The 20,277-nt window shown below is 43.8% G+C and carries 18 protein-coding genes and 1 pseudogene; 2 read left to right on the top strand and 17 right to left on the bottom strand.

Annotated features, from left to right (window positions below):
* Positions 1-6: 6 nt before the first annotated feature.
* The 3 genes from tsaD to tsaB are packed head-to-tail and all read right to left on the bottom strand — an operon-like array spanning position 7 to position 2,142.
* On the bottom strand, positions 7-1,017 hold the full coding sequence (gene tsaD, locus J1C77_RS10345; protein ID WP_002896630.1) for a tRNA (adenosine(37)-N6)-threonylcarbamoyltransferase complex transferase subunit TsaD: 1,011 nt from the start codon (positions 1,015-1,017) through the stop codon (positions 7-9).
* Entirely contained in the window at positions 1,007-1,459 is a 453-nt protein-coding gene (gene rimI / locus J1C77_RS10350; RefSeq protein ID WP_002923126.1) for a ribosomal protein S18-alanine N-acetyltransferase, read from the bottom strand. Before rimI ends, tsaD begins: the two co-directional genes overlap by 11 nt.
* A complete protein-coding gene (gene tsaB / locus J1C77_RS10355; protein WP_042763143.1) occupies positions 1,456-2,142 on the bottom strand; it encodes a tRNA (adenosine(37)-N6)-threonylcarbamoyltransferase complex dimerization subunit type 1 TsaB in 687 nt (228 codons plus the stop codon). Before tsaB ends, rimI begins: the two co-directional genes overlap by 4 nt.
* Before the next feature lie 280 nt (positions 2,143-2,422).
* Here tsaB and J1C77_RS10360 point away from each other — a divergent pair, with 280 nt between their 5' ends.
* Positions 2,423-2,653 (top strand): DNA-dependent RNA polymerase subunit epsilon, encoded by a 231-nt coding sequence (locus tag J1C77_RS10360; protein ID WP_002896634.1) that lies wholly within the window; start codon positions 2,423-2,425, stop codon positions 2,651-2,653.
* Positions 2,654-2,656: 3 nt separating this feature from the next.
* Positions 2,657-4,339 (top strand): ribonuclease J1, encoded by a 1,683-nt coding sequence (gene rnjA / locus J1C77_RS10365; RefSeq protein ID WP_002898451.1) that lies wholly within the window; start codon positions 2,657-2,659, stop codon positions 4,337-4,339.
* Between the two features lie 29 nt (positions 4,340-4,368).
* On the opposite strand, the gene J1C77_RS10370 is transcribed toward rnjA, so the two are convergent.
* The 14 genes and pseudogenes from J1C77_RS10370 to leuS form a co-directional block, all read right to left on the bottom strand.
* Positions 4,369-5,115, bottom strand: coding sequence for a DNA alkylation repair protein (locus J1C77_RS10370; RefSeq protein WP_002923124.1), 747 nt, complete (start codon positions 5,113-5,115; stop codon positions 4,369-4,371).
* Positions 5,099-5,311: pseudogene (locus J1C77_RS10375) on the bottom strand (TetR/AcrR family transcriptional regulator); the annotation flags it as partial. The pseudogene J1C77_RS10375 and the gene J1C77_RS10370, both read right to left, overlap by 17 nt.
* Complete coding sequence (locus J1C77_RS10380) at positions 5,307-5,729, bottom strand: hypothetical protein (protein ID WP_002923121.1); 423 nt, start codon at positions 5,727-5,729, stop codon at positions 5,307-5,309. The pseudogene J1C77_RS10375 and the gene J1C77_RS10380, both read right to left, overlap by 5 nt.
* Before the next feature lie 102 nt (positions 5,730-5,831).
* The gene (locus J1C77_RS10385) at positions 5,832-6,245 is read right to left on the bottom strand and encodes a hypothetical protein (RefSeq protein WP_002923119.1); all 414 of its coding nucleotides are present in this window, start codon (positions 6,243-6,245) and stop codon (positions 5,832-5,834) included.
* 101 nt (positions 6,246-6,346) lie between these two features.
* Entirely contained in the window at positions 6,347-6,766 is a 420-nt protein-coding gene (locus J1C77_RS10390; protein WP_002923116.1) for a hypothetical protein, read from the bottom strand.
* Between the two features lie 82 nt (positions 6,767-6,848).
* Positions 6,849-7,253, bottom strand: coding sequence for a GNAT family N-acetyltransferase (locus tag J1C77_RS10395; protein WP_002923115.1), 405 nt, complete (start codon positions 7,251-7,253; stop codon positions 6,849-6,851).
* 54 nt (positions 7,254-7,307) lie between these two features.
* A complete protein-coding gene (glnA, locus tag J1C77_RS10400) occupies positions 7,308-8,654 on the bottom strand; it encodes a type I glutamate--ammonia ligase (protein ID WP_002896640.1) in 1,347 nt (448 codons plus the stop codon).
* 31 nt (positions 8,655-8,685) lie between these two features.
* Positions 8,686-9,051 (bottom strand): MerR family transcriptional regulator, encoded by a 366-nt coding sequence (locus J1C77_RS10405; protein WP_002923114.1) that lies wholly within the window; start codon positions 9,049-9,051, stop codon positions 8,686-8,688.
* Between the two features lie 79 nt (positions 9,052-9,130).
* A complete protein-coding gene (locus J1C77_RS10410) occupies positions 9,131-9,655 on the bottom strand; it encodes an FUSC family protein (protein WP_002923113.1) in 525 nt (174 codons plus the stop codon).
* Positions 9,656-9,832: 177 nt separating this feature from the next.
* Positions 9,833-10,498 (bottom strand): COG3942 and LysM peptidoglycan-binding domain-containing protein, encoded by a 666-nt coding sequence (locus J1C77_RS10415; protein WP_002923112.1) that lies wholly within the window; start codon positions 10,496-10,498, stop codon positions 9,833-9,835.
* Positions 10,499-10,670: 172 nt separating this feature from the next.
* A complete protein-coding gene (locus tag J1C77_RS10420) occupies positions 10,671-15,080 on the bottom strand; it encodes an antigen I/II family LPXTG-anchored adhesin (RefSeq protein ID WP_042763140.1) in 4,410 nt (1,469 codons plus the stop codon).
* Between the two features lie 314 nt (positions 15,081-15,394).
* Positions 15,395-16,591 carry a phosphoglycerate kinase gene (locus J1C77_RS10425; protein WP_002910741.1) on the bottom strand — a complete coding sequence of 399 codons (1,197 nt, stop codon included), beginning with the start codon at positions 16,589-16,591 and terminating at the stop codon, positions 15,395-15,397.
* Positions 16,592-16,836: 245 nt separating this feature from the next.
* Entirely contained in the window at positions 16,837-17,526 is a 690-nt protein-coding gene (locus J1C77_RS10430) for a VIT1/CCC1 transporter family protein (protein ID WP_002923108.1), read from the bottom strand.
* A 176-nt stretch (positions 17,527-17,702) separates the two neighbouring features.
* Positions 17,703-20,204, bottom strand: coding sequence for a leucine--tRNA ligase (leuS, locus tag J1C77_RS10435; protein WP_042763138.1), 2,502 nt, complete (start codon positions 20,202-20,204; stop codon positions 17,703-17,705).
* Between the last annotated feature and the right edge of the window lie 73 nt (positions 20,205-20,277).

The following is a 20,277-nucleotide window of genomic DNA, read 5'->3' on the forward strand; positions in this document are numbered from 1 at the left end:
TCTCCTTTACTCCATCGTTTCAAAAGCCAGACTCGGCTTAGCATTCAGATCCAGACTGGCAAAATTTTCCTTATTCCACTCACTGACACTGGCATAGGCAATCATACCAGCATTGTCACCGCAAAGGCGCAGAGGCGGAATGATTACCTTAACATCCTGAATCTCAGCTGCCAAGCGTTCTCTCAGGCCTTGATTGGCCGCAACACCGCCCGCCACGACCAGAGTCTTGACTGGATATTTTTCCAGCGCTTTCTTAGTCTTGGCCATGAGAATATCCATGACCGCCGCCTGAAAGCTTGCTGACAAGTCTTGATTAGATAAGACCTCTCCTTTTTGCTGGGCATTGTGGTGCAGGTTGATAAAGGCCGACTTGAGACCGGAAAAAGAAAATTCCAGATTGTCTTCCTTAATCATGGCCCGCGGAAAATCATAAATATCCTGTCCCTCATGAGCCAGCAGATCAATCTCCCGGCCTGCTGGATAGGTCAGCCCCATGACTCGACCGACCTTATCATAGGCTTCACCGACCGCATCATCGCGAGTTTCCCCCACAATCTTATAGTCACCAGCCTGACTAACATAGACCAGCTCGGTATGGCCGCCACTGACCAAGAGAGCCAGCAAGGGAAATTCCAAGGGCTCCACACTCTGGGCTGCCATCAGGTGTCCAGCCATGTGATTGACCGGAATCAAGGGAATATCATGAGCCCAAGCAAAGGACTTGGCCGCTGCCAAGCCGACCAGAAGCGCCCCAACCAGACCAGGACCGTAGGTGACGGCCACCGCTGTGACCTGCTCCTCGCTAATCCCTGCTTCTGCCAAGGCCTCCTCAATGCAAACCGTAATGACCTCCACATGGTGACGGCTGGCCACTTCCGGTACCACTCCGCCAAAACGCTTGTGACTCTCAATCTGGCTGGCAATGACATTGCTCAAAAGCTCCGTCTCATTCTTCAGAACCGCCACACTGGTCTCGTCGCAAGATGTCTCAAAAGCTAAAATATATCTATCTTTCATGGATCTCTCTTTTCATGACAATCGCATCTTCCACCGGCGCATGGTAGTAGGCCTTCCGCCGCGCGATTTCTTCAAAGTTTTCTTTTTTGTAAAATAGCAGAGCTGGCTTGTTGGACTCCCTCACTTCGAGGAAAATTTCTTTATCTGCTGGTAAAAAGCCAAACAAGGCTGTCGCGATTTTCTGTCCCTGATAGCTAGGCAATACAGCAATCTGCAGAACTTCTGCTTCAAAGTCTGTCTCCTGCCAGACTAAAAAGCCGACAAGCTGTTCCCCATCTTCTGCTAGCATACAACTGTTCACATCCGAGCGCAGAACCTCTTCCACTTGGCCTGCGGTCCAAGGACTGACCTCATAGACTGCAAGTAAGAGCTGTTCCAGCTCTTCTGCGAGAGGTACCGCGTCCACATCCGAGTCAGCGCTCCATTTTCTCATCTCAATCATAGGCGCTGAATGTAAGAATCACTGGATTCATGATGGGTCTTGAGCCAATTTTCCTCGGCCTCTACCCGCTTGAGATAGTTAGGAATAAAATCATGAATGGACTGGGCTGGCAGGTCTAAACCGAGACGACCAACAGCTGCTGCGTCTGGTAAGGTCGGCTGAATGGCAGCCTGAGGAAGAGCCGCTTCAATCTGCTCCACAAAAGCTGTCGTTTCTCCGACAAAGGTGACCGGCTGGTTAGCAGCGTCAGCTATTTCCAAAACCTCTGCCAAAGGCAGATGAGCTTCCGGCTGCACAGTCTGACCAGACTGATAAAAGCCAGCATAGACATTATTGCGGCGGGCATCCATGACAGGAATGACCAGGCCTTCCACCTGCTCTGGTACTAAAGCCTGCAGACTAGACACACCGACCAGCTCAATCTTGAGAGTATGAGCCAGAGTCTTGGCTGTCGCCACCGCAATTCTCAGACCTGTGTAGCTGCCTGGACCCTGCGCCACCGCGATACGATCCAAATCTGTCGGTTTCATGTCCAGACTATTCATCAGAAAATCGATAGCTGGCATAAGGGTAATGCTATGATTTTTCTTGATATTGAGCGTCACCTGTCCCAAGAGCTCCTTATCATGCAAAAGGGCCAAGGACAGAGCTTTGTTGGACGTATCCATCGCTAAAATGTTCATCATTCTTTTCCTTACTCGATTGTTTGCCTCTTATTATACTATAAAAGCAGCGACAAGCATAGACTCAGGACAGAAAACTACCTAGATAAGTCAAGAAATTCCAGAAAAAGCTTTCAATACTTTTCTGACTTACACCTTTTACTATTCCCTTATTTTATGTTATAATCATTATAATTGTAACGAATCAGGATTAATCTACTACTCAGAATTAAATAAAAGAAAACAGCTAATCAGCTGTTGTTTTCTGCAGGTTAATCATGAAAATATGAAAGGAAATGTAATGATTTACAAAGTTTTTTATCAGGAAACAAAAGAGCGCAGCCCGCGCCGTGAAAAGACACGCGCCCTCTATTTGGATATTCAAGCTGACAGTGAGTTGGAAGGCCGCATTCAGGCTCGTAAGCTCATCGAAGAAAATACCCCTTACAATATTGAATTTATCGAGCTCTTGTCTGACAAACACCTCGAATATGAAAAAGAGTCAGGCACTTTTGAATTGACGGAGTTCTAACCCATGGCATATACCTTAAAACCCAAAGAAGTTGGCGTTTTTGCGATTGGTGGGTTAGGCGAAATCGGTAAAAACACCTACGGGATTGAATACCAAAATGAAATCATCATTGTGGATGCCGGTATCAAGTTCCCAGAAGACGACCTGCTAGGAATCGACTATGTCATTCCCGACTATTCTTATATCGTAGAAAATATTGACCGCGTAAAAGCTGTCCTCATCACCCACGGGCACGAGGACCATATCGGCGGTATTCCTTTCCTGCTCAAGCAAGCCAATGTTCCTATCTATGCTGGTCCTCTAGCGCTGGCCCTCATTCGCGGCAAGCTAGAAGAGCATGGTCTATTGCGCGATGCCAAGCTCTATGAAATCAATCAAAACACAGAACTGCAGTTCAAGCATCTGAAAGCTACTTTCTTCCGGACAACCCACTCTATTCCAGAGCCTTTGGGAATTGTCATCCATACGCCGCAGGGTAAGATTGTCTGTACCGGTGACTTCAAGTTTGACTTTACACCAGTCGGAGAGCCGGCCGACCTGCACCGTATGGCCGCTCTGGGCGAAGAAGGCGTTCTCTGTCTCCTATCTGACTCGACCAATGCTGAAGTTCCGACCTTTACCAATTCCGAAAAAGTGGTCGGGCAGTCTATCATGAAGATTATCGAAGGCATCCACGGACGGATTATTTTCGCCTCCTTTGCTTCAAACATCTTCCGGCTCCAGCAGGCAGCAGATGCTGCTGTTAAGACCGGTCGTAAGATTGCGGTCTTTGGCCGCTCCATGGAAAAGGCTATTGTCAATGGGATTGAGCTGGGCTATATCAAGGTTCCTAAAGATACCTTCATCGAGCCAAATGAACTCAAGGACTATCCAGCTGGCGAAGTGCTGATTATGTGTACCGGAAGTCAGGGTGAGCCGATGGCAGCACTTTCTCGGATTGCTAATGGTACCCACCGTCAGGTTCAGCTGCAGCCTGGAGATACAGTCATCTTCTCATCCAGTCCTATCCCTGGTAATACGACCAGCGTTAACAAGTTGATTAACATCATTTCCGAGGCTGGTGTAGAAGTGATTCACGGTAAGATTAACAACATCCACACCTCTGGACACGGTGGCCAGCAAGAGCAGAAACTCATGCTTCGCTTGATCAAGCCTAAATATTTCATGCCAGTCCATGGTGAATACCGTATGCAAAAAGTCCATGCAGGTCTAGCCGTTGATACTGGAGTACCAAAAGACAATATCTTCATCATGAGCAATGGTGATGTGCTGGCTCTGACAGCTGACTCAGCTCGTATTGCCGGCAGCTTCAACGCTCAGGATATTTATGTTGATGGGAACCGCATTGGTGAAATCGGAGCTGCAGTCCTGCGCGACCGTAAAGACCTGTCAGAGGACGGTGTGGTTCTGGCTGTTGCGACGGTTGACTTTGAGTCCAAGATGATTTTAGCCGGTCCAGATATTCTCAGCCGCGGCTTTATCTACATGCGCGAATCAGGTGACCTCATTCGCCAAAGCCAGCGCATCCTCTTCAATGCTATTCGCATTGCACTCAAGAATAAAGATGCCAGCGTCCAATCTGTCAGCGGCGCTATCGTCAACGCCTTGCGTCCTTTCCTCTACGAAAGTACCGAGCGCGAACCTATTATTATTCCGATGGTGCTTACACCAGACGAAGATAACTAAAAAATAAGCTTTGCTAGATTTAGCAAGGCTTATTTTTCTGCTTTATTTTTTGTTCGAGAGGCATGCTTGATAATCCAAGTGCAGCTCGGACTCAGCTTTTCCTCTTGCCAAGCTTGAATAATACACTCAAACTTTTCAGGAGCTTCTTTATATAAATCATTCAGATTATTAGCGACACTTTTTTGGATTGATTTATCCGCATCATCCTTTAGATTCTTTAAAATAGCGGTAAATTCATCAAAATAATCTAAGACCACAGTCTGCTTCTTAGCCCAGGGCAGTCGGATACGCATACACTCGCTGGCTAATCTGCGGACGCGCATATTCTCATCTTGGCTCCACTCTAGCAGTAAATCCATCGTAGCTTTAGGATAATTAGCCAGCAAGGGCCGCATGGAAAATTCTCCAGTAAATCGCTTGGTTAATTCCTTGCTGAAGGCTGCACTCAGCTCGAATTCCTGACTTCCGTAAAGTTCTACGTATTTGCCAATCGGCCACAACCAGTACCCTTCTGAGAACATCCCCAAGTCGCCCTCTAACTCCGGACCAAGTATCTGCTCAAAAACCTTCAGAGAATCAGCATAAGAAAGCGGCAAGCATTCTTTGATACTCTTTGCCAGCAACTCTTGACGCTGAGTAAATTCCAAAGCCTCTAATTCGCTTTCAACTAGAGACATAAAATGCTGAGCATCAAATTTATCTGTAGCTTCTTGCAAGCGACGGCTCAAATCTTCCGCATAAACCAAATCATAATAATCTTTAACCTTTTTCGCCATGATTTTTAATTCCTCTTAACAGACTTCTCACTATTCCTCTGACTTCTGCTTCTTCCTCTTTCTCAGCTAGAAAAAGAGACAACTCATTCAAGGCACTTGAAATCATATGAGTCGCCATTTCCAAATCAATAGAGATAAGTCTTCCTTCTTTAAATAAAATATCTAATTGCTTACTCGAATGAAAGAAAGAATCACTCAAATTCATCGCCATTAACACTTAAATAATTTACCAATGTCATGGCACCTATATTGAATTCTCCCTCAGGTACATCTATCATGACATGCCAACCAGAATTTTCAATATTATTGAACCTTCCATAAACATCAATAACATCTCCCCCGCCTTGGGGAGTGCCATTTCCAACTTGATTCCATTGCGTTTCTTCCCAATCAATTTCCACTGATTCAATTTTCGGTTTTTGTGACTTGATAAAATTCTTTATTTCATCTTGGTACTTCTTCAAATAATCCAGCTGCTTTTCTTTCGTGGTTCGCAAATCTGCTTTGCCATCGAAAGCTTTGTTAAAACTATCATCCTTATTGATTATATAGATGCTTGCTCCGATGGTTATTACGGCCACAATTATCGCTATTATTGTAAAATGTTTTTTCATTTACTCCTCCTAACCTTTAGAAGCTACATATGCTGTAATTCATGATTACTTAGAGGAATCTGCCAAATCTACATAAAATTATCAAAGGTTTTTAAATTACTATTACTCAAAAATCCTACCTCCTACATATAAATCATTTGCTAAAGACATTGAATTTGGAACTACCTCATTATCTTTTACTAAAAAGGTGACATTCCAAGAAGAATCTTCAATATGATTGAATCTCCCATATACATTAACAATTTCTCCAGCGCCCCGTGGTGTTCCGTTGCCAATTTCTTCCCAATTCGTTTCCTCCCAATTGATCTCCACTGATTCAATTTTCGGATTTTGTGACTTCACAAATTTTTTAATCTCTTCCTCTTGTGACTTTAAATAATCTAGCTGTTTCTCTTTTATGGATTGCAAATTAGCTTTGCCATCTGAAAACAAATTACTCTGACTTAACATATATAGCCTTCCTACTCCAATAACAAGAGCAATTAATGCCAACCAAATGATTTTATGTTTCTTCATTTTCTTCCTCCTAGACAATAGAAGTTACATATTATAACACCAAATTACATAAAAAGATGTGTGAAATCTGTATAGAAATTATCCGATGATTTGAACTGCTCTCACTCAAAAATCTCTCCTCCTGCTCGTAATGGACTACCTTGCATGATAGAATTGATATCCACTTTCCCATCTTTTACATCAACCAAAACACTCCAACTCGAGTCTTCAATATGGTTAAATCCTCCAAAAATTCTTATCACTTCTCCTCCTCCCCATGGAGTACCATTGCCTACTTCTTCCCAGTTTGTCTGGTTCCAATCCACCTGAACAGATTCAATCTTAGGATTTTGTGACTTGATAAAATCTTTAATTTCTTCCTCATGCTTTTTCAATTCATCCAACTGCTTTTCTTTTATCGTTTGCAAGTCTGGCTTTTTGGTTATAATTTTATTTAAGCTCTCCTGATTTCCAAGGAAAAAAGCTCCACCGATAATTCCTAGACTTACTAAAGCTATGCCTATTGTTTTCTGCCTTTTCATTTCCTATTCCTTTTAACAGTCATTGCTATTATTATAGCATAAAAAACAGAAGCCAAATTGACTTCCATCTATTGAGACTAGCTCAGCTCAATCGCTTGATAAAATGATACTTGGTAATGCCCTTTTGCGGGACATCTGTTAGACTGGCATAGATTTCATAGCCTTGCTTGATGTAAAAATCCTTGGCTTGATAAGATTTAGTGGACAAGGTAATACTAGTTACTCCAGCTTCTGCAGCCTTTTCTTCTAATTCTGCCAGCAGACTGGCTCCCAAACCTTTTTTCTGATGTTCTTTATCCACCACCAAAGCCTTGATATGAATGTTTTCCAGCACCTGTTGGGCATGGAGCAAGGCAATCAACCGGCCACCCTCCTCCCGCCTTAGATAATAATCTTGAGGTTCAAGTTTTTCAAGCATACCTGAACTAAAACAAGCCTCATATTGCTCATCAAAAACCTGCTTTATAAAATCATGAAATTCTTCCATTTTTCTCCTCCTCCACGAAAAAGCAGGGGATATGCCAATCCTCCTGCTCTAAGTTTAGTATAAATCTAGATAATTATCCACTTCCCATTGAGAGACAAATGTTGCATAGCTAGCCCACTCGATACGCTTAGCTTCTAAGAAGCTTGTATAGATATGCTCGCCAAGTGCTGCTTTCACAACTTCGTCTTCTGTCAAGGCCTTCAAGGCATTGTGAAGAGTTGATGGCAGGTCTGTAATTCCTGCTTCCTTACGCTCCTCTGGAGTCATGATATAGATATTCTCTTCGATTGGGGCTGGAGCTTCGATTTTATTTTCAACACCGTGCAGTCCAACTTCCAAGAGAACAGCCATAGCAATATATGGATTGGCCATCGGGTCAACGGAGCGCAACTCCAAGCGAGTACCCATACCACGAGAAGCTGGCACACGCACCAATGGCGAGCGATTGCGTCCTGCCCAAGCGATATAAACTGGCGCTTCATAGCCAGGAACCAGACGTTTGTACGAGTTAACCGTTGGATTCATGATAGCTGTATAGTTATAAGCATGGTTAATCAAACCACCCAAGAAATGGTAGGCTGTTTCTGACAGCTGCATACCTTTTGGATCTTCTGGATCGAAGAAGGCATTATTGCCATCTTGATCAAAGAGGGACATGTTACAGTGCATACCAGATCCCGCAATGCCAAACTTCGGCTTAGCCATAAAGGTCGCATAAAGGCCGTGCTTACGAGCAATAGTTTTCACAACCAGCTTAAAAATCTGAATCTTATCACAAGCCCGAAGCACTTCATCATACTTAAAGTCAATCTCGTGCTGGCCGACTGCGACCTCATGGTGGCTAGCTTCTACTTCAAAACCCATCTTGGTCAGGACATTGACGATTTCCCGACGGGTATTGTCTGCCAAGTCTGTCGGCGCCAAGTCAAAATAGCCACCCTTGTCATTGACTTCCAGCGTCGGATCCCCATTTTCATCCAGCTTAAAGAGGAAGAACTCTGGCTCTGGTCCGAGGTTAAAGGACTTGAATCCTAGCTCTTCCATATGCTTGAGGGCGCGCTTGAGGTTGCTGCGAGGATCCCCTAGAAACGGTACATGATCTGTCGTGTAAACATCACAAATCAGACCCGCCACACTGCCGTTTTCATCTCCCCAAGGAAAGACCGTCCAAGTATCCAGATCAGGATAGAGATACATATCTGATTCATTGATACGGACAAAACCTTCGATGGAAGAACCATCAAACATGGCTTTATTGGATAAGACTTTGTCAAGCTGTTCATCCGTGGCAGGAATTTCTACATTCTTCATAGTTCCTAAAATATCAGAGAACATAAGACGAATAAAGGTAACATTTTTCTCTTTTACTTCGCGACGGATATCAGCTGCTGTAATAGACATTAAATTTCTCCTTGTCATTCAAACAAAATAGCTATGGTCGACGCATCTGACCAAAGGTTGGCAGAGAAGAAGCAAAACGGCCTTGCTGCAAGATGTCATGATGCAGGGCACGGCGGACATCTTTTTCACTAATGGTCTTGCGGGACTTGGCTTCACGCTCAGCATATTTCCTCTTAATTGCAGCGATATTATAACCTTCCGAAATATAATCTTTAATTTCTAAAAGACGGTCCATATCATTCAAAGAATACATCCGACGGTTGCCCTCATTTCGAGCTGGGGTAATCAGATGCTGGTCTTCATAATAACGGATCTGACGGGCAGATAGGTCCGTCAGTTTCATAACACTGCCGATTGGAAAGACTGCCATGTTTCGGCGAAACTCTTTTTCCTTCATTCAAATTCCTCTCTACGCACTATTATAGGCTGAAATCAATCTTATGTCAAGAAATAATGTTAGATTTTCTTACACGGATTTATTTTTTCTTTTCAAAAATGGTTCGAAGCCGATCTATATCAGAATTTACCAGAATTGCAACAAAGACTCCCATGAAGGTTTCAAAGATTCTGGCAAAGACATACAAAATGGTATCTTCCGGCCGAATGGACAGGGTAATAATCAGCATGGCAGATACTCCGCCAATGACTCCCGCCTTGTTGTTCATAGCGACATTGGTCATGATTGTCAGCATGGTGCAGACCGGCACTAAAAGGAGTGTGACCCAATACTGCTCCTTAGAGACACTATTGACAATGAAAAAGAGCAGAGCGTAAAAACCACCGATGCTGTTTCCTAAGATTCGCGATGTCCCGAAGTGGACACTCTTATCAAAATCCTCACGAAGACTAAAGACTGCCGTCAAAGCACCGATTTGCAGCCCTTTCCAACCAAAAAGGCCAAAGAGCAGAAGGATGATGAATACAGCCAGACCGGTCTTAAAGGTACGCATGCCCAGACGAAATTTCGATTTATCAAACTTGTACTTATTGAAATAACTCATTAGTCTCCTTCCAGGAAATCCTCCCTCTCTTCATTTTAACATATTTCGGCTCAAAAAAACTCTTTCGGCTCAGGACTTTTCCCACACAAAGAAAAAGCCCTATCAGCTACCGCATCAAGAGCTATCGACTATTTAAAAACTGAGACATTATCTGTCCCAGCCGCATTTTTATTATCTTTAGTTTGGATAAATGTAAGTAACTCCACCCATAAATTCATTTGGGTTAAAGTAGCCACGATAGTTGTTAATTTGCTTTTGGCGATTATAGTTCGCTTCTAGAACTTGAATTGAGCTGTCGCTTTGCACATCTGTCACATAAGCAACATGTCCGTATTCGCCACCATCCCAAACTGCAATAGCGCCTGGTACTGGGATATTTCCTGTTGCATAACCCTGAGCACCAGCATTGATTGCCCAAGTATTAGCATTGCCCCACCAGTTACTTGCCCAAGGCGCCATTTCTTTCACACCCCAAGTACATTGGCCGATTGGGTAAGAATTGCCATAGTCAGTTGGCGTATTTAAGACAACATCTTCAGTATCAGATACCAAAGCAGCATCACTTGTCGCTTCATAAGCTGGAGCGCTGTAAGGATTGTATGTCTGAGCCAAAGCAGTGCCATTTACTTGCAACACATCTCCTGGGTTAATCGTATCAAAAATTGTCTTTCCATTATTGGCAGCAAGTTCGTAAGGATTCATTCCATTGGCACTAGCAATGGCAAAAAAAGAGTCCCCTTGCTGGACAACATAAGAATCTGCATGAACAGCTTGAGCGCCGATTGTCGCCAAAAAAGCTGTAGAAGTTAAACCAAGAGTCGCTTTAGCAAATGTTTTTTTCATAAATGTGTTTCTCCGTAAAATTTGATGATAAAAAAATCATACCTCATTTACATGTCAGTTTTTTTAGAGTTATGTTTTTGTCATGTTACAAATGATTTAGACTTTTGCTACATGAGATTTTGCAGTATTCTTAAAGATAAAAAGGCTAGGGATTCCCTAGCCTCATCCATTATCAATCTTCTTTACCTTTCAATTTTCCTAGACCTAAAGCACCGATAATGGCTGCTAAACTTAGATATGGCAGATAGACTGTATCTTTTGCTCCCGTTTCTGGCAGAAGAGAAGCTGGAATCTTTTTAGCTGCTGGAGTTTGATTGGCTCTTCTTGGATCGTTTACATCTGAAACAAGCAGATGCTGTGCCTTAGGAGTGACTGTTGTAACCGTATTTGAAGCATAGACTACATGATTGACCGTATTGATGTAGGTATTTTCAAAAGTACCCGCAGCAATCCGCTTCATCTGTAGATAGGTTTCAGTCTGAAAAGCTGAATCCAGAGAAATAGTCTCTAAGAATTCTTCCTTGAAACGAATAGAAATCAAACCTTTCTCAAGATCAACATTCGCAGCTGTATACTCAGTCAAGTCTGTACCAGCCTTTATCACCTTACCATCTTTGAGCGTGATGTCTACTTTGGCAAAGGTTTTGTAAGCACCTGTGTACTCATCGCCTCGTTGATCATAATCATCCACAAAGCTATAGTCTGTCAAATCTTCGGAGTGGTTAGCAGGGATCAAGCCTCCGATGAGACGATAGTTAAAATGCCGTCCCAAAGTCAGTTCCTTGCCATCCAAGTTTTCTGCACTTGTTGGATCAAGACTCAATGTAATATCTTTTTCAGGACTGATTTTAGGAACATTGTTGACGACTACGTCTGTCGCATAACCATTTCCAAAGTCAATTTGATAAGCTCGGTTCTCGAATTTACCGCCTGTGCGACCCATTCCTTCTTTGACTGCCATAGGGCTTGTTATGGTCAAAGACTTACCTGTTACGACATATTGGTCATAAAAGGCTTGGGCATCGTCTGCTGCAAAGAGTTGGAAAGAACCTTTAACAGTGATATTCGCCTTTTGAAGGAGCTCTCGAACTGCTGCAGGGGCTTTTTCAAGACTCTCGTAGTGGGTCACTGTCACACCTGCCACAGCCTTGCCATCTGCATCTACTAGCTTGACTAATTCCGGACGAAGTTCAAGTGCTTCTTCCGGATAGTCATCTACATAGTAGAAACCTTTTTGAATCGTGCTCTTAGATGATTTGTCACCCTTATACTGATCCAAATCCCAAGTCAGCTCGTAGTAATTGGTCGAACCAGCCAAGACTTCCTTGCCATCAATCACCAAGCCTGCCTTGTTTTTATTGACCTTGGTTGGCTTGATGTAATTATTGCTAGGATTGTCTGAATCATCAGGCTTGCCTGGCGTAGTCACGCGTACTAGGTTTGAGCGAACACCATAGGCATCATTGATTGTCAGAGTAAAATTATTAGTATATGTCGCGCCATCATTTAGTACTCGGCCAATTACAGTAGGGAAGAGCGTGACAACCTCAGTCGTCAAATCAGCATTATAAATAGCGAGTGTTGCTGCAGTTGCTTTGAATGTCACTGTGTGATTAGCATTATCATAACTAACATCAAAACCTACGCTAGCAACTTTTGTTGCTTCTAAGTCAACTTCATAGCCACTTGGTAATGGATCAGCAATGACAAAGGAAGTCGTCTCACTGCGTCTAGCTGGAAGAGCTTCTGTCTTTAGAGCAAACTGAACAACGGACTGCTTAGCCACCAGAGTCTTATCAATATTGGTGCCTTGGTCATTTTGAATCTCTTTATGAATCTGCGGTTGAGATTGCAAGAGATGATAATGATAATGCACAGTCGGAGCTACTGGTGCTGCTGGCCCTTTTTGATAAACAGGCTCTGCTGGTAAGGTTGGCAGCGGGCTATAAGTTGGTTCTACCGGCTTGTTAGGCTCCGGTGTATCTGGTGTACGCGTCGGTGGCGTCGGATCTTTTTCATAAGTCGGTGCTGCCGGAGGTGTTGGAAGAGCCTTCGGTGTTGGTGCAGTTGAAGCTGGATCCAAAGGCTTAAGCGCTTCTTCACTTGGCACTGCAGGAGCTGTAGGGGCTACTGGAGCCTCCGGTTCTTCTACTGTGATGACTGGCAGATCAGTCGCTCGGATATCACCATTAATCGCAAACCAAATATTTGGTTTCTTAGGGGCTAACTTGTCAGCCCTACGTGGATCAGTTGCTGCTGGCTGGCCTAACACTTCAGAAGACGAAATTGTTCCAATCGTCATGCTGTTGGTAGTGCCAGAAATTTCTACCGCCCCTGCTCCATACCATGAATTCGGAGCATCTGTAGTATCCCAGCCAGGCACACCGCGGCGTGTATACATTGTAAAACGAGAACCGCCCTCTCCTTCTCGGAAGTTTTCAGACTCGGTCGCATAGATTTGACCGTTCTTTTCACCAATAGATGAACCCGAAATCTTGTTGAAAGTTCCGGTATAATCTTTGGCCATTTCGATAGAATTAGCTTCACGGTTGAGGGAAGCCACGGACATCAAAGCCTGATCAAAATTAATAGGTTGGCCTTTATCATCATAAAAGACAAATTCCGTCTTCACAAAGAGAGAGGTTGCATCTTCAAAATTTCCTGTATAAGCTGAAGCAAAAACTCCCATTGTCGGGTCTTTAAAAATACCTAACCAGGCCTTATCATTGCGGAATTGAGAGCTTGGATCAAGGGTATAAGTATAGACAATTTTAGAAACTTTTTTCCCTCGATAATAAGTCCCCTGGAGATTTGTATAGGTTGCTGTAGCAGACTCACCGCGACGCAACAAGACAGAAGACCATTCAGTTGGCCCTTTACCACTTGTTACGTTAGAACTATAGTCTGCATACTTACCAACCGTACCAAAGCTTTCCTGCTGATTGGTCTGATAGTTAGCATTTTGAATATCTGTTACTTTGAAGTTGTCCAACTGGAAGAGTTTCTTAGAAAACTCTGCAGTGTTCTTTACAGCGGCTTCCATGCCAGCATAGCTGACGAACTCACCATTTGTAGTCAGTGACAGATCAGCATTAGGTTCTGATTTGAAAACCAGACTTTGCGCAATTGGACGGCTCAAATGCCCGTCTTCAGTCTTCTTTGTTTCTGCGAGAGCCAGACCAGCCTTAATCTTGGCCTGTTCAGCATCATATTTAGCCTTATCTTGCTGATACTTGGCTAATTTTGTGTTATAGACAGCCAAATCAGCATTATACTGGGCCAACTGAGCTTGATAGTTTGCTTGGGCTTGAGCATTACGCTTCTTGATTTCTTCATTTTCAGCTGCTATAGTGGCATTCTTAGCTTGATTCTCTGCTAGCTTTTGCTCATATTCTTTTTGAGCTGCTGCATTTTCAGCTTCAATTTGAGTCTTTTTAGCTTCATAAGCTGCTAAATCTGCTTCATATTGAACTTTTTTATCTTGATTTTCCTTTTGGATACGAGCCAATTCTGCCTGATAATTCGCCTGAGCCGCTTGATATGCCGCTTCATTATCAGCATTGGTTTTTCGGACAGTTGCTAAATCTGTTTGATATTGGGCAAGTGCTGCCTCGTAGGCCGCTTTTGCAGCCGCATTCCTCTGTTTAATAGCTTCATTATCAGCAGCAATCTTAGCATTAGCAGCTTCAGTGTCAGCCAAAGCTTTTTCATACCGGGCCTTAGCTGCCGCATTCGCCTTTTGAACACGGTCCAGCTCACTAGCATAAGCCGCCAGAGCCGTATCATAATTAGCCTTTGTTTCTGCATTCAGTTTTTGAACACGGGCTAATTCTGCATCATAGGCCGCTTTTGCAGCTTGGTAAGCAGCCGCATTATCTGCGTTGGTCTTTTGAATCGTTGCTAAATCTGTTTTGTATTTACTTAGGGCAGCTTCATAATCTGCTTTCAACTGAGCATTTTCTGCTGTGATCCGAGCTACTTCTGCTTGATGAGCAGCCAAATCTTTAGCGTATTGCTCCGTTATCGCTTTGTTTTCTGCTGTAATCCGAGCTACTTCCGCCTCGTAGGTTGATACTTTTTCTTTGTACTCCTTGACCTTGGCGTCAATCTCGGTTACTTGCGCTTCATAATCTGCTGCAATCTCCGCTTTTTTGTCTGCAGTTTCTTGAGCAGTCTGAGCGACTCCTTTGTCAACAGCTGGGTCTTTGACCACTGTCAGTCCAGCTTCTTGAGCCTTTTTAACGCTTTCATCTAAACCAGCTGTTGGAACAGTCACTGTCACACCGCCATCTGCCTGACCTTCTCGCGCCTGACTCTCTTTAGATGCCTGACTGGCTGGTCCTTGAGCTTGAGGTAGATTGGTCGCTGCATTTCCAGTGCCCACCATTTCAGTATTGACAGGACCATTGGTATCAGATACTACTTCATCTGCTCTTGCTTGTATCGTTGACGTTAAAAAAGCCGCACCTAGAACAGCACCGCATAAAGTTTTAACAGCCTTGTTTTTCCGAAAACCAAAAACTTCTTTTTTCTTCATTTTTCTCCTCCCTCTGCTAACTTTTACAGTCTGCAGTTTTCTAATGCCCTCAGAAAATCAAAAAGTAATGGAAACCACCAATCAGAAGTTTCTTTCTCATTTTGACCCTCTTTAAGCATCAGAATAAATATATATATCTTAATCCTAACAAGTTTTTCTCAGTTTTGCAAGCATTTTATGCTCGTTTTATTTACCTTTATGCAGATTTAGACATCCAAGGAAAAACGTATTTTTTATTGTAGGACTTTTCCCTACAGCTGGACAATGAGAATACAAGAAAAAGACCAGCTTACGCTAGTCTTTCCTTATTACAGTTTTGTACTTGTTATCTACAAAATCAAAGTTTCTAAGCTTACTGCTTATTTCTCAGTCAGTGCTGCAAGTCCTGGTAATACCTTACCTTCAAGGAGTTCCATTGATGCACCACCACCAGTAGAAATCCATGAGAACTTGTCTGCACGGCCAAGGTTGATGGCTGCGGCAGCTGAGTCACCACCACCGATGATTGATTTTACGCCAGGTTGCTTCACGATAGCGTCCATAACACCGATTGTGCCAGCTTGGAAGTCTGGGTTTTCAAATACACCCATAGGGCCATTCCAGACAACAGTTTTCGCACCAGTCAAGGCTTCATCAAATTTAGCGATAGATTTAGGACCGATATCCAAACCAAGGAAGCCTGGATCCACTGCTTCACCTTCAGTGTCTTTCACTTCAGTGTAGTCAGCAAATGCGTTTGCTTCTTTAGAGTCAACTGGCAAGATCAATTTTCCGTTTGCTTTTTCAAGAAGAGCTTTCGCAACATCCAATTTATCTTCTTCTACAAGTGAGTTACCGATTTCGATACCTTGTGCTTTGTAGAATGTGTAAGTCATACCACCACCGATAAGGACTTTATCAGCTTTTTCAAGCAAGTTTTCGATAACACCGATCTTGTCAGATACTTTTGAACCACCAAGAATAGCTACGAATGGACGTTCTGGAGTTTCAACTGCTTCTTGGATGTAGGCAATTTCATTTTCAAGAAGGAAGCCAGCAACAGCTTTTTCAACGTTTGCAGAGATACCGACGTTAGATGCGTGTGCACGGTGAGCTGTACCAAATGCATCATTTACAAAGATACCATCTCCAAGAGATGCCCAGTATTTACCAAGTTCAGGATCGTTTTTAGATTCTTTCTTGCCGTCAACATCTTCAAAACGAGTGTTTTCGACCAAAAGAACTTGTCCATCTTCAAGAGCATTAATAGCTGCTTCCAATTCAGCACCACGAGTAACACCTGGGAAAACAACATCTTGACCCAGTTTAGCAGCCAAGTCTGCAGCTACTGGTGCAAGTGATTTACCTTCTTTGTCCGCTTCTTCTTTGACACGTCCAAGGTGAGAGAAGAGAATTGCGCGACCGCCTTGCTCAATGATGTATTTAATAGTTGGAAGTGCAGCAGTGATACGGTTGTCATTCGTAATCACTCCGTCTTTCAATGGTACGTTAAAGTCTACCCGAACGAGGACTTTTTTACCTTTCAAATCAACGTCTTTAACAGTAAGTTTTGCCATGTTACAAAAACTCCTTTTCATATTTTATACGCAACTATTATATCATATTTTCCAAAAGTTTTCTTGATATAAGGAAAATTTTCACAAAAAAGAAGCGCCACACACTTCTTTCTCTCGAACTTTGGAATTAGAGAATAGGAAAAAGGCCGCTAAACTCATTCAGACAATAGTTAAAGCTGGAGTTTTCTCTAGATTCGATAATACAAAAAACCAGTAAAACTACTGACTTCAACTTTTTCTACTATCTAAATTGCAAAGGCTTGCCCTACTGCATAAGTGACTGCCATGGTTAGAAGTCCGATGACTAGGTTGCGAATCATAGCATTTTTGAGCGGTGCTTTGCCTAATCTAGCGCTGGTATAGCCTGTTCCCAAGAGGGCCAAGGCCACGATTAGAACTGTTGCCCAGATACGGATAGTAGCTGGAAGCAGGATAATCGTAATCATAGGAAAAAGCGCACCAACAGCAAAGGCTAAAAAGCTTGATACGGCAGCATGCCAGGGATTAGTGAACTCCTCAATCTCGATTCCATATTTTTCCTGTACCAAAGCCTCCAACGGATCCTGGAGAAAAGCCCGATTAGTCATGAGCTGGGCAGAAGTCTCACACTCGCCATTTTGAACATAGGCAGCATAGAGAGACTGCCTAGCAATATCTGGATTTTTCTCTAAAAGCTCCCGCTCTCTGGCAACAGCAGCTTCCTCTGTATCCTTTTGAGTAGAAACAGAAACATACTCTCCTCCAGCCATAGAAAAGGCACCCGCAAAGACTGCCGCTAAACCAGACAGAAAGATAATCCAGACATCGTCCGTCGCACTAGCCACCCCAATAACCACACCTGCTATGGAAATAATGCCGTCATTAGCTCCTAAAACCCCTGCCCGCAATATATTCAGCCGACCACTAAAGTTCGTATCAATTTTATGTTCTTCCACTATTTAAATTTTCTCTTTCTTTTTATTTATAATGATTATAAATAAAAACTAGAACTAATACAAGACAAAATCGAAAAATGAGAAAAGTTCTACTATTTAAGAGAAGAAAAGCATTGAAAAAAGAGCCGTTTTAAACGACTCCTCTCTAAATTCACTATAGTGCTGTAACAAACTAATTATTTCACCACGATATTAACCAATTTATTTGGCACGCTAATGACTTTGACGATTTCTTTGCTGGCGATTTCAGACTTGATTTTCTCATCTGCCAGGGCGATTTCCTGCAGTTCCTCTCGGCTCAGGTCCTTCGCTACGACTAACTTAGCACGGACTTTACCCTTGATCTGAACTACGATTTCGACCTCTGCTTCGACCAGTTTGCTTTCGTCATAAGTTGGCCAAGTTACATAGGAAATGCTCTCGCCAGTTTGAGCGACTGCCTGCCAGAGTTCTTCAGCCAAGTGCGGTGCAAAAGGCGCCAGCAATTGGATAAAGCCTTTGGCATATTCGACATAGAGCTTTTCTTCCTTGTTGGCTGCATTGACAAAGATCATGAGCTGGGCAATGGCTGTGTTAAACTTGAGCTCCTCAATCTGCTCTGTGACAGACTTGACCGTTTCATGGTAGACCTTGTCCAAAGCTCCGCTATTTTCAGTGACCAGCTCCTTAGAGTTAAGGAGACGATAAACCCGATCAAGGAACTTACGGCTGCCTTCCAGACCTTCCTCACTCCAAGCGATTGAAGCATCTAGTGGCCCCATGAACATTTCATAGACACGAAGCGTATCGGCACCATATTGCTCTACTACATCATCTGGATTGACCACATTCTTCAGAGACTTAGACATCTTAGCAGGCGCCTGCTCCAACTCTTCTCCAGTTTCGATATTGAAGAAAGAACCATCGCGTTTTTCTACCTTGTCTGTCGCCACTAGGGCACCGCGACTATCACGGTAGCTAGTCCCCAGAATCATCCCTTGGTTAAAGAGTTTTTGGAAAGGCTCTTTGGTCGGAACCACTCCGATATCATAAAGGAACTTGTGCCAGAAGCGAGCGTAGAGAAGATGGAGCACGGCGTGCTCCGCACCTCCGATGTAAATATCAACTGGAAGCCAAGCCTTGAGCAAGTCTTCGTCTGCTAATTTCTCATTGTTGTGCGGGTCAATGTAACGCAGGTAATACCAGCTGGAACCAGCCCATTGAGGCATGGTGTTGGTTTCGCGGCGTCCTTTGACACCATCTTCCCGAGTCACTTCCAGCCAATCAGTCAGATTGGCCAGAGGGCTTTCACCGGTACCAGAAGGGCGGATATCCTTGGTTACAGGCAGAACAAGTGGCAGTTCATTTTCAGGGACAGATGTTGAAGTACCATCTTCCCAATGAATGATTGGAATCGGCTCACCCCAGTAACGCTGACGGCTAAAGAGCCAGTCGCGCAGACGATAGGTGACTTTTTCATTTCCGACACCTTCTGCTTCCAGCCAAGCAACCATCTTTTCGATAGCGGCAGCCTTGTCCAAGCCATCTAGGAAGCCAGAGTTAATATGCGGACCGTCTTCTGTGTAAGCAGCTTCAGCAACATTGCCCCCCTCTAAAACAGGAATAATCTCTAAATCAAACTGCTTAGCAAACTCCCAGTCGCGCTCATCGTGGGCAGGAACAGCCATGATGGCTCCTGTTCCGTAGCTTGCAAGCACATAGTCGGCAATCCAGATGGGGATTTCCTTGCCATTGACAGGATTAATGGCATAAGCTCCTGTCCAGACACCGGTCTTCTCCTTAGCCAAATCAGTCCGAGCTAGGTCGGATTTGAGGCTGGCTGCGTGTTTGTAGTCTGCAACTGCTTGGGCTTGTTCTGCACTTGTAATGGCATCAACGAGAGCATGCTCTGGAGCCAAAACAGCATAGGTCGCTCCAAAAAGGGTGTCCGGACGAGTCGTAAAGACAGTGAAGTCCTTGTCTGTGTCCTTAATCTTGAAGGTTACATTGGCACCTGTTGACTTACCAATCCAGTTGCGCTGCATATCCTTGATAGACTCAGGCCAGTCCAGCTCCTCCAAGTCATTGAGCAAACGTTCTGCATAGGCCGTGATTTTCAGCATCCACTGGCGCATAGGTTTGCGCACAACTGGATAACCACCGCGCTCAGATGTGCCGTCTGGCAGGACTTCCTCATTGGCGATAGCCGTTCCCAGCTCTTCAACCCAGTTTACTGGCACTTCAGCTTCATAAGCCAGGCCTTTTTCGTAAAGCTTGGTGAAAATCCACTGGGTCCACTTGTAGTAGTTAGGGTCAGTTGTATTGATCTCCCGGTCCCAGTCATAGGAGAAGCCAAGAGCGTTGATTTGGCGCTTAAAATTGGCAATATTTTCTGCTGTAAAGTCAGCTGGGTCATTGCCTGTATCCATAGCGTATTGCTCAGCTGGCAGACCAAAGGCATCCCAGCCCATAGGGTGGAGGACATTATAGCCCCGAGCCCGCTTGTAGCGGCTGAGGATATCTGTCGCTGTGTAGCCCTCCGGATGCCCTACATGGAGTCCCGCTCCTGATGGGTAAGGAAACATGTCCAGCGCATAAAAGTTAGGCTTGTCCTTGTCCGTACCTGTCTTAAATGTATGGTGCTCTGCCCAATATTTCTGCCACTTGGGTTCGATTTCTTTGTGATTATAATAAGCCATTCTTTTCTCCATTTTTTGTACTGTTTCTATTATACCATTTTCAAGGGATTTTTAAAGACGGAATCCAGTTTTC

Origin of the sequence: Streptococcus sanguinis (assembly GCF_050223295.1) — a bacterium.
In the GTDB taxonomy this organism is placed as follows: Bacteria; Bacillota; Bacilli; order Lactobacillales; family Streptococcaceae; genus Streptococcus; species Streptococcus sanguinis_X.

Bases quoted from the DNA above. Each gene is read 5' to 3' on its own strand.
- tsaD (WP_002896630.1), bottom strand. From the start codon at position 1,017: ATGAAAGATAGATATATTTTAGCTTTTGAGACATCTTGCGACGAGACC.
- rimI (WP_002923126.1), bottom strand. From the start codon at position 1,459: ATGATTGAGATGAGAAAATGGAGCGCTGACTCGGATGTGGACGCGGTA.
- tsaB (WP_042763143.1), bottom strand. From the start codon at position 2,142: ATGAACATTTTAGCGATGGATACGTCCAACAAAGCTCTGTCCTTGGCC.
- J1C77_RS10360 (WP_002896634.1), top strand. From the start codon at position 2,423: ATGATTTACAAAGTTTTTTATCAGGAAACAAAAGAGCGCAGCCCGCGC.
- rnjA (WP_002898451.1), top strand. From the start codon at position 2,657: ATGGCATATACCTTAAAACCCAAAGAAGTTGGCGTTTTTGCGATTGGT.
- J1C77_RS10370 (WP_002923124.1), bottom strand. From the start codon at position 5,115: ATGGCGAAAAAGGTTAAAGATTATTATGATTTGGTTTATGCGGAAGAT.
- J1C77_RS10380 (WP_002923121.1), bottom strand. From the start codon at position 5,729: ATGAAAAAACATTTTACAATAATAGCGATAATTGTGGCCGTAATAACC.
- J1C77_RS10385 (WP_002923119.1), bottom strand. From the start codon at position 6,245: ATGAAGAAACATAAAATCATTTGGTTGGCATTAATTGCTCTTGTTATT.
- J1C77_RS10390 (WP_002923116.1), bottom strand. From the start codon at position 6,766: ATGAAAAGGCAGAAAACAATAGGCATAGCTTTAGTAAGTCTAGGAATT.
- J1C77_RS10395 (WP_002923115.1), bottom strand. From the start codon at position 7,253: ATGGAAGAATTTCATGATTTTATAAAGCAGGTTTTTGATGAGCAATAT.
- glnA (WP_002896640.1), bottom strand. From the start codon at position 8,654: ATGTCTATTACAGCAGCTGATATCCGTCGCGAAGTAAAAGAGAAAAAT.
- J1C77_RS10405 (WP_002923114.1), bottom strand. From the start codon at position 9,051: ATGAAGGAAAAAGAGTTTCGCCGAAACATGGCAGTCTTTCCAATCGGC.
- J1C77_RS10410 (WP_002923113.1), bottom strand. From the start codon at position 9,655: ATGAGTTATTTCAATAAGTACAAGTTTGATAAATCGAAATTTCGTCTG.
- J1C77_RS10415 (WP_002923112.1), bottom strand. From the start codon at position 10,498: ATGAAAAAAACATTTGCTAAAGCGACTCTTGGTTTAACTTCTACAGCT.
- J1C77_RS10425 (WP_002910741.1), bottom strand. From the start codon at position 16,591: ATGGCAAAACTTACTGTTAAAGACGTTGATTTGAAAGGTAAAAAAGTC.
- leuS (WP_042763138.1), bottom strand. From the start codon at position 20,204: ATGGCTTATTATAATCACAAAGAAATCGAACCCAAGTGGCAGAAATAT.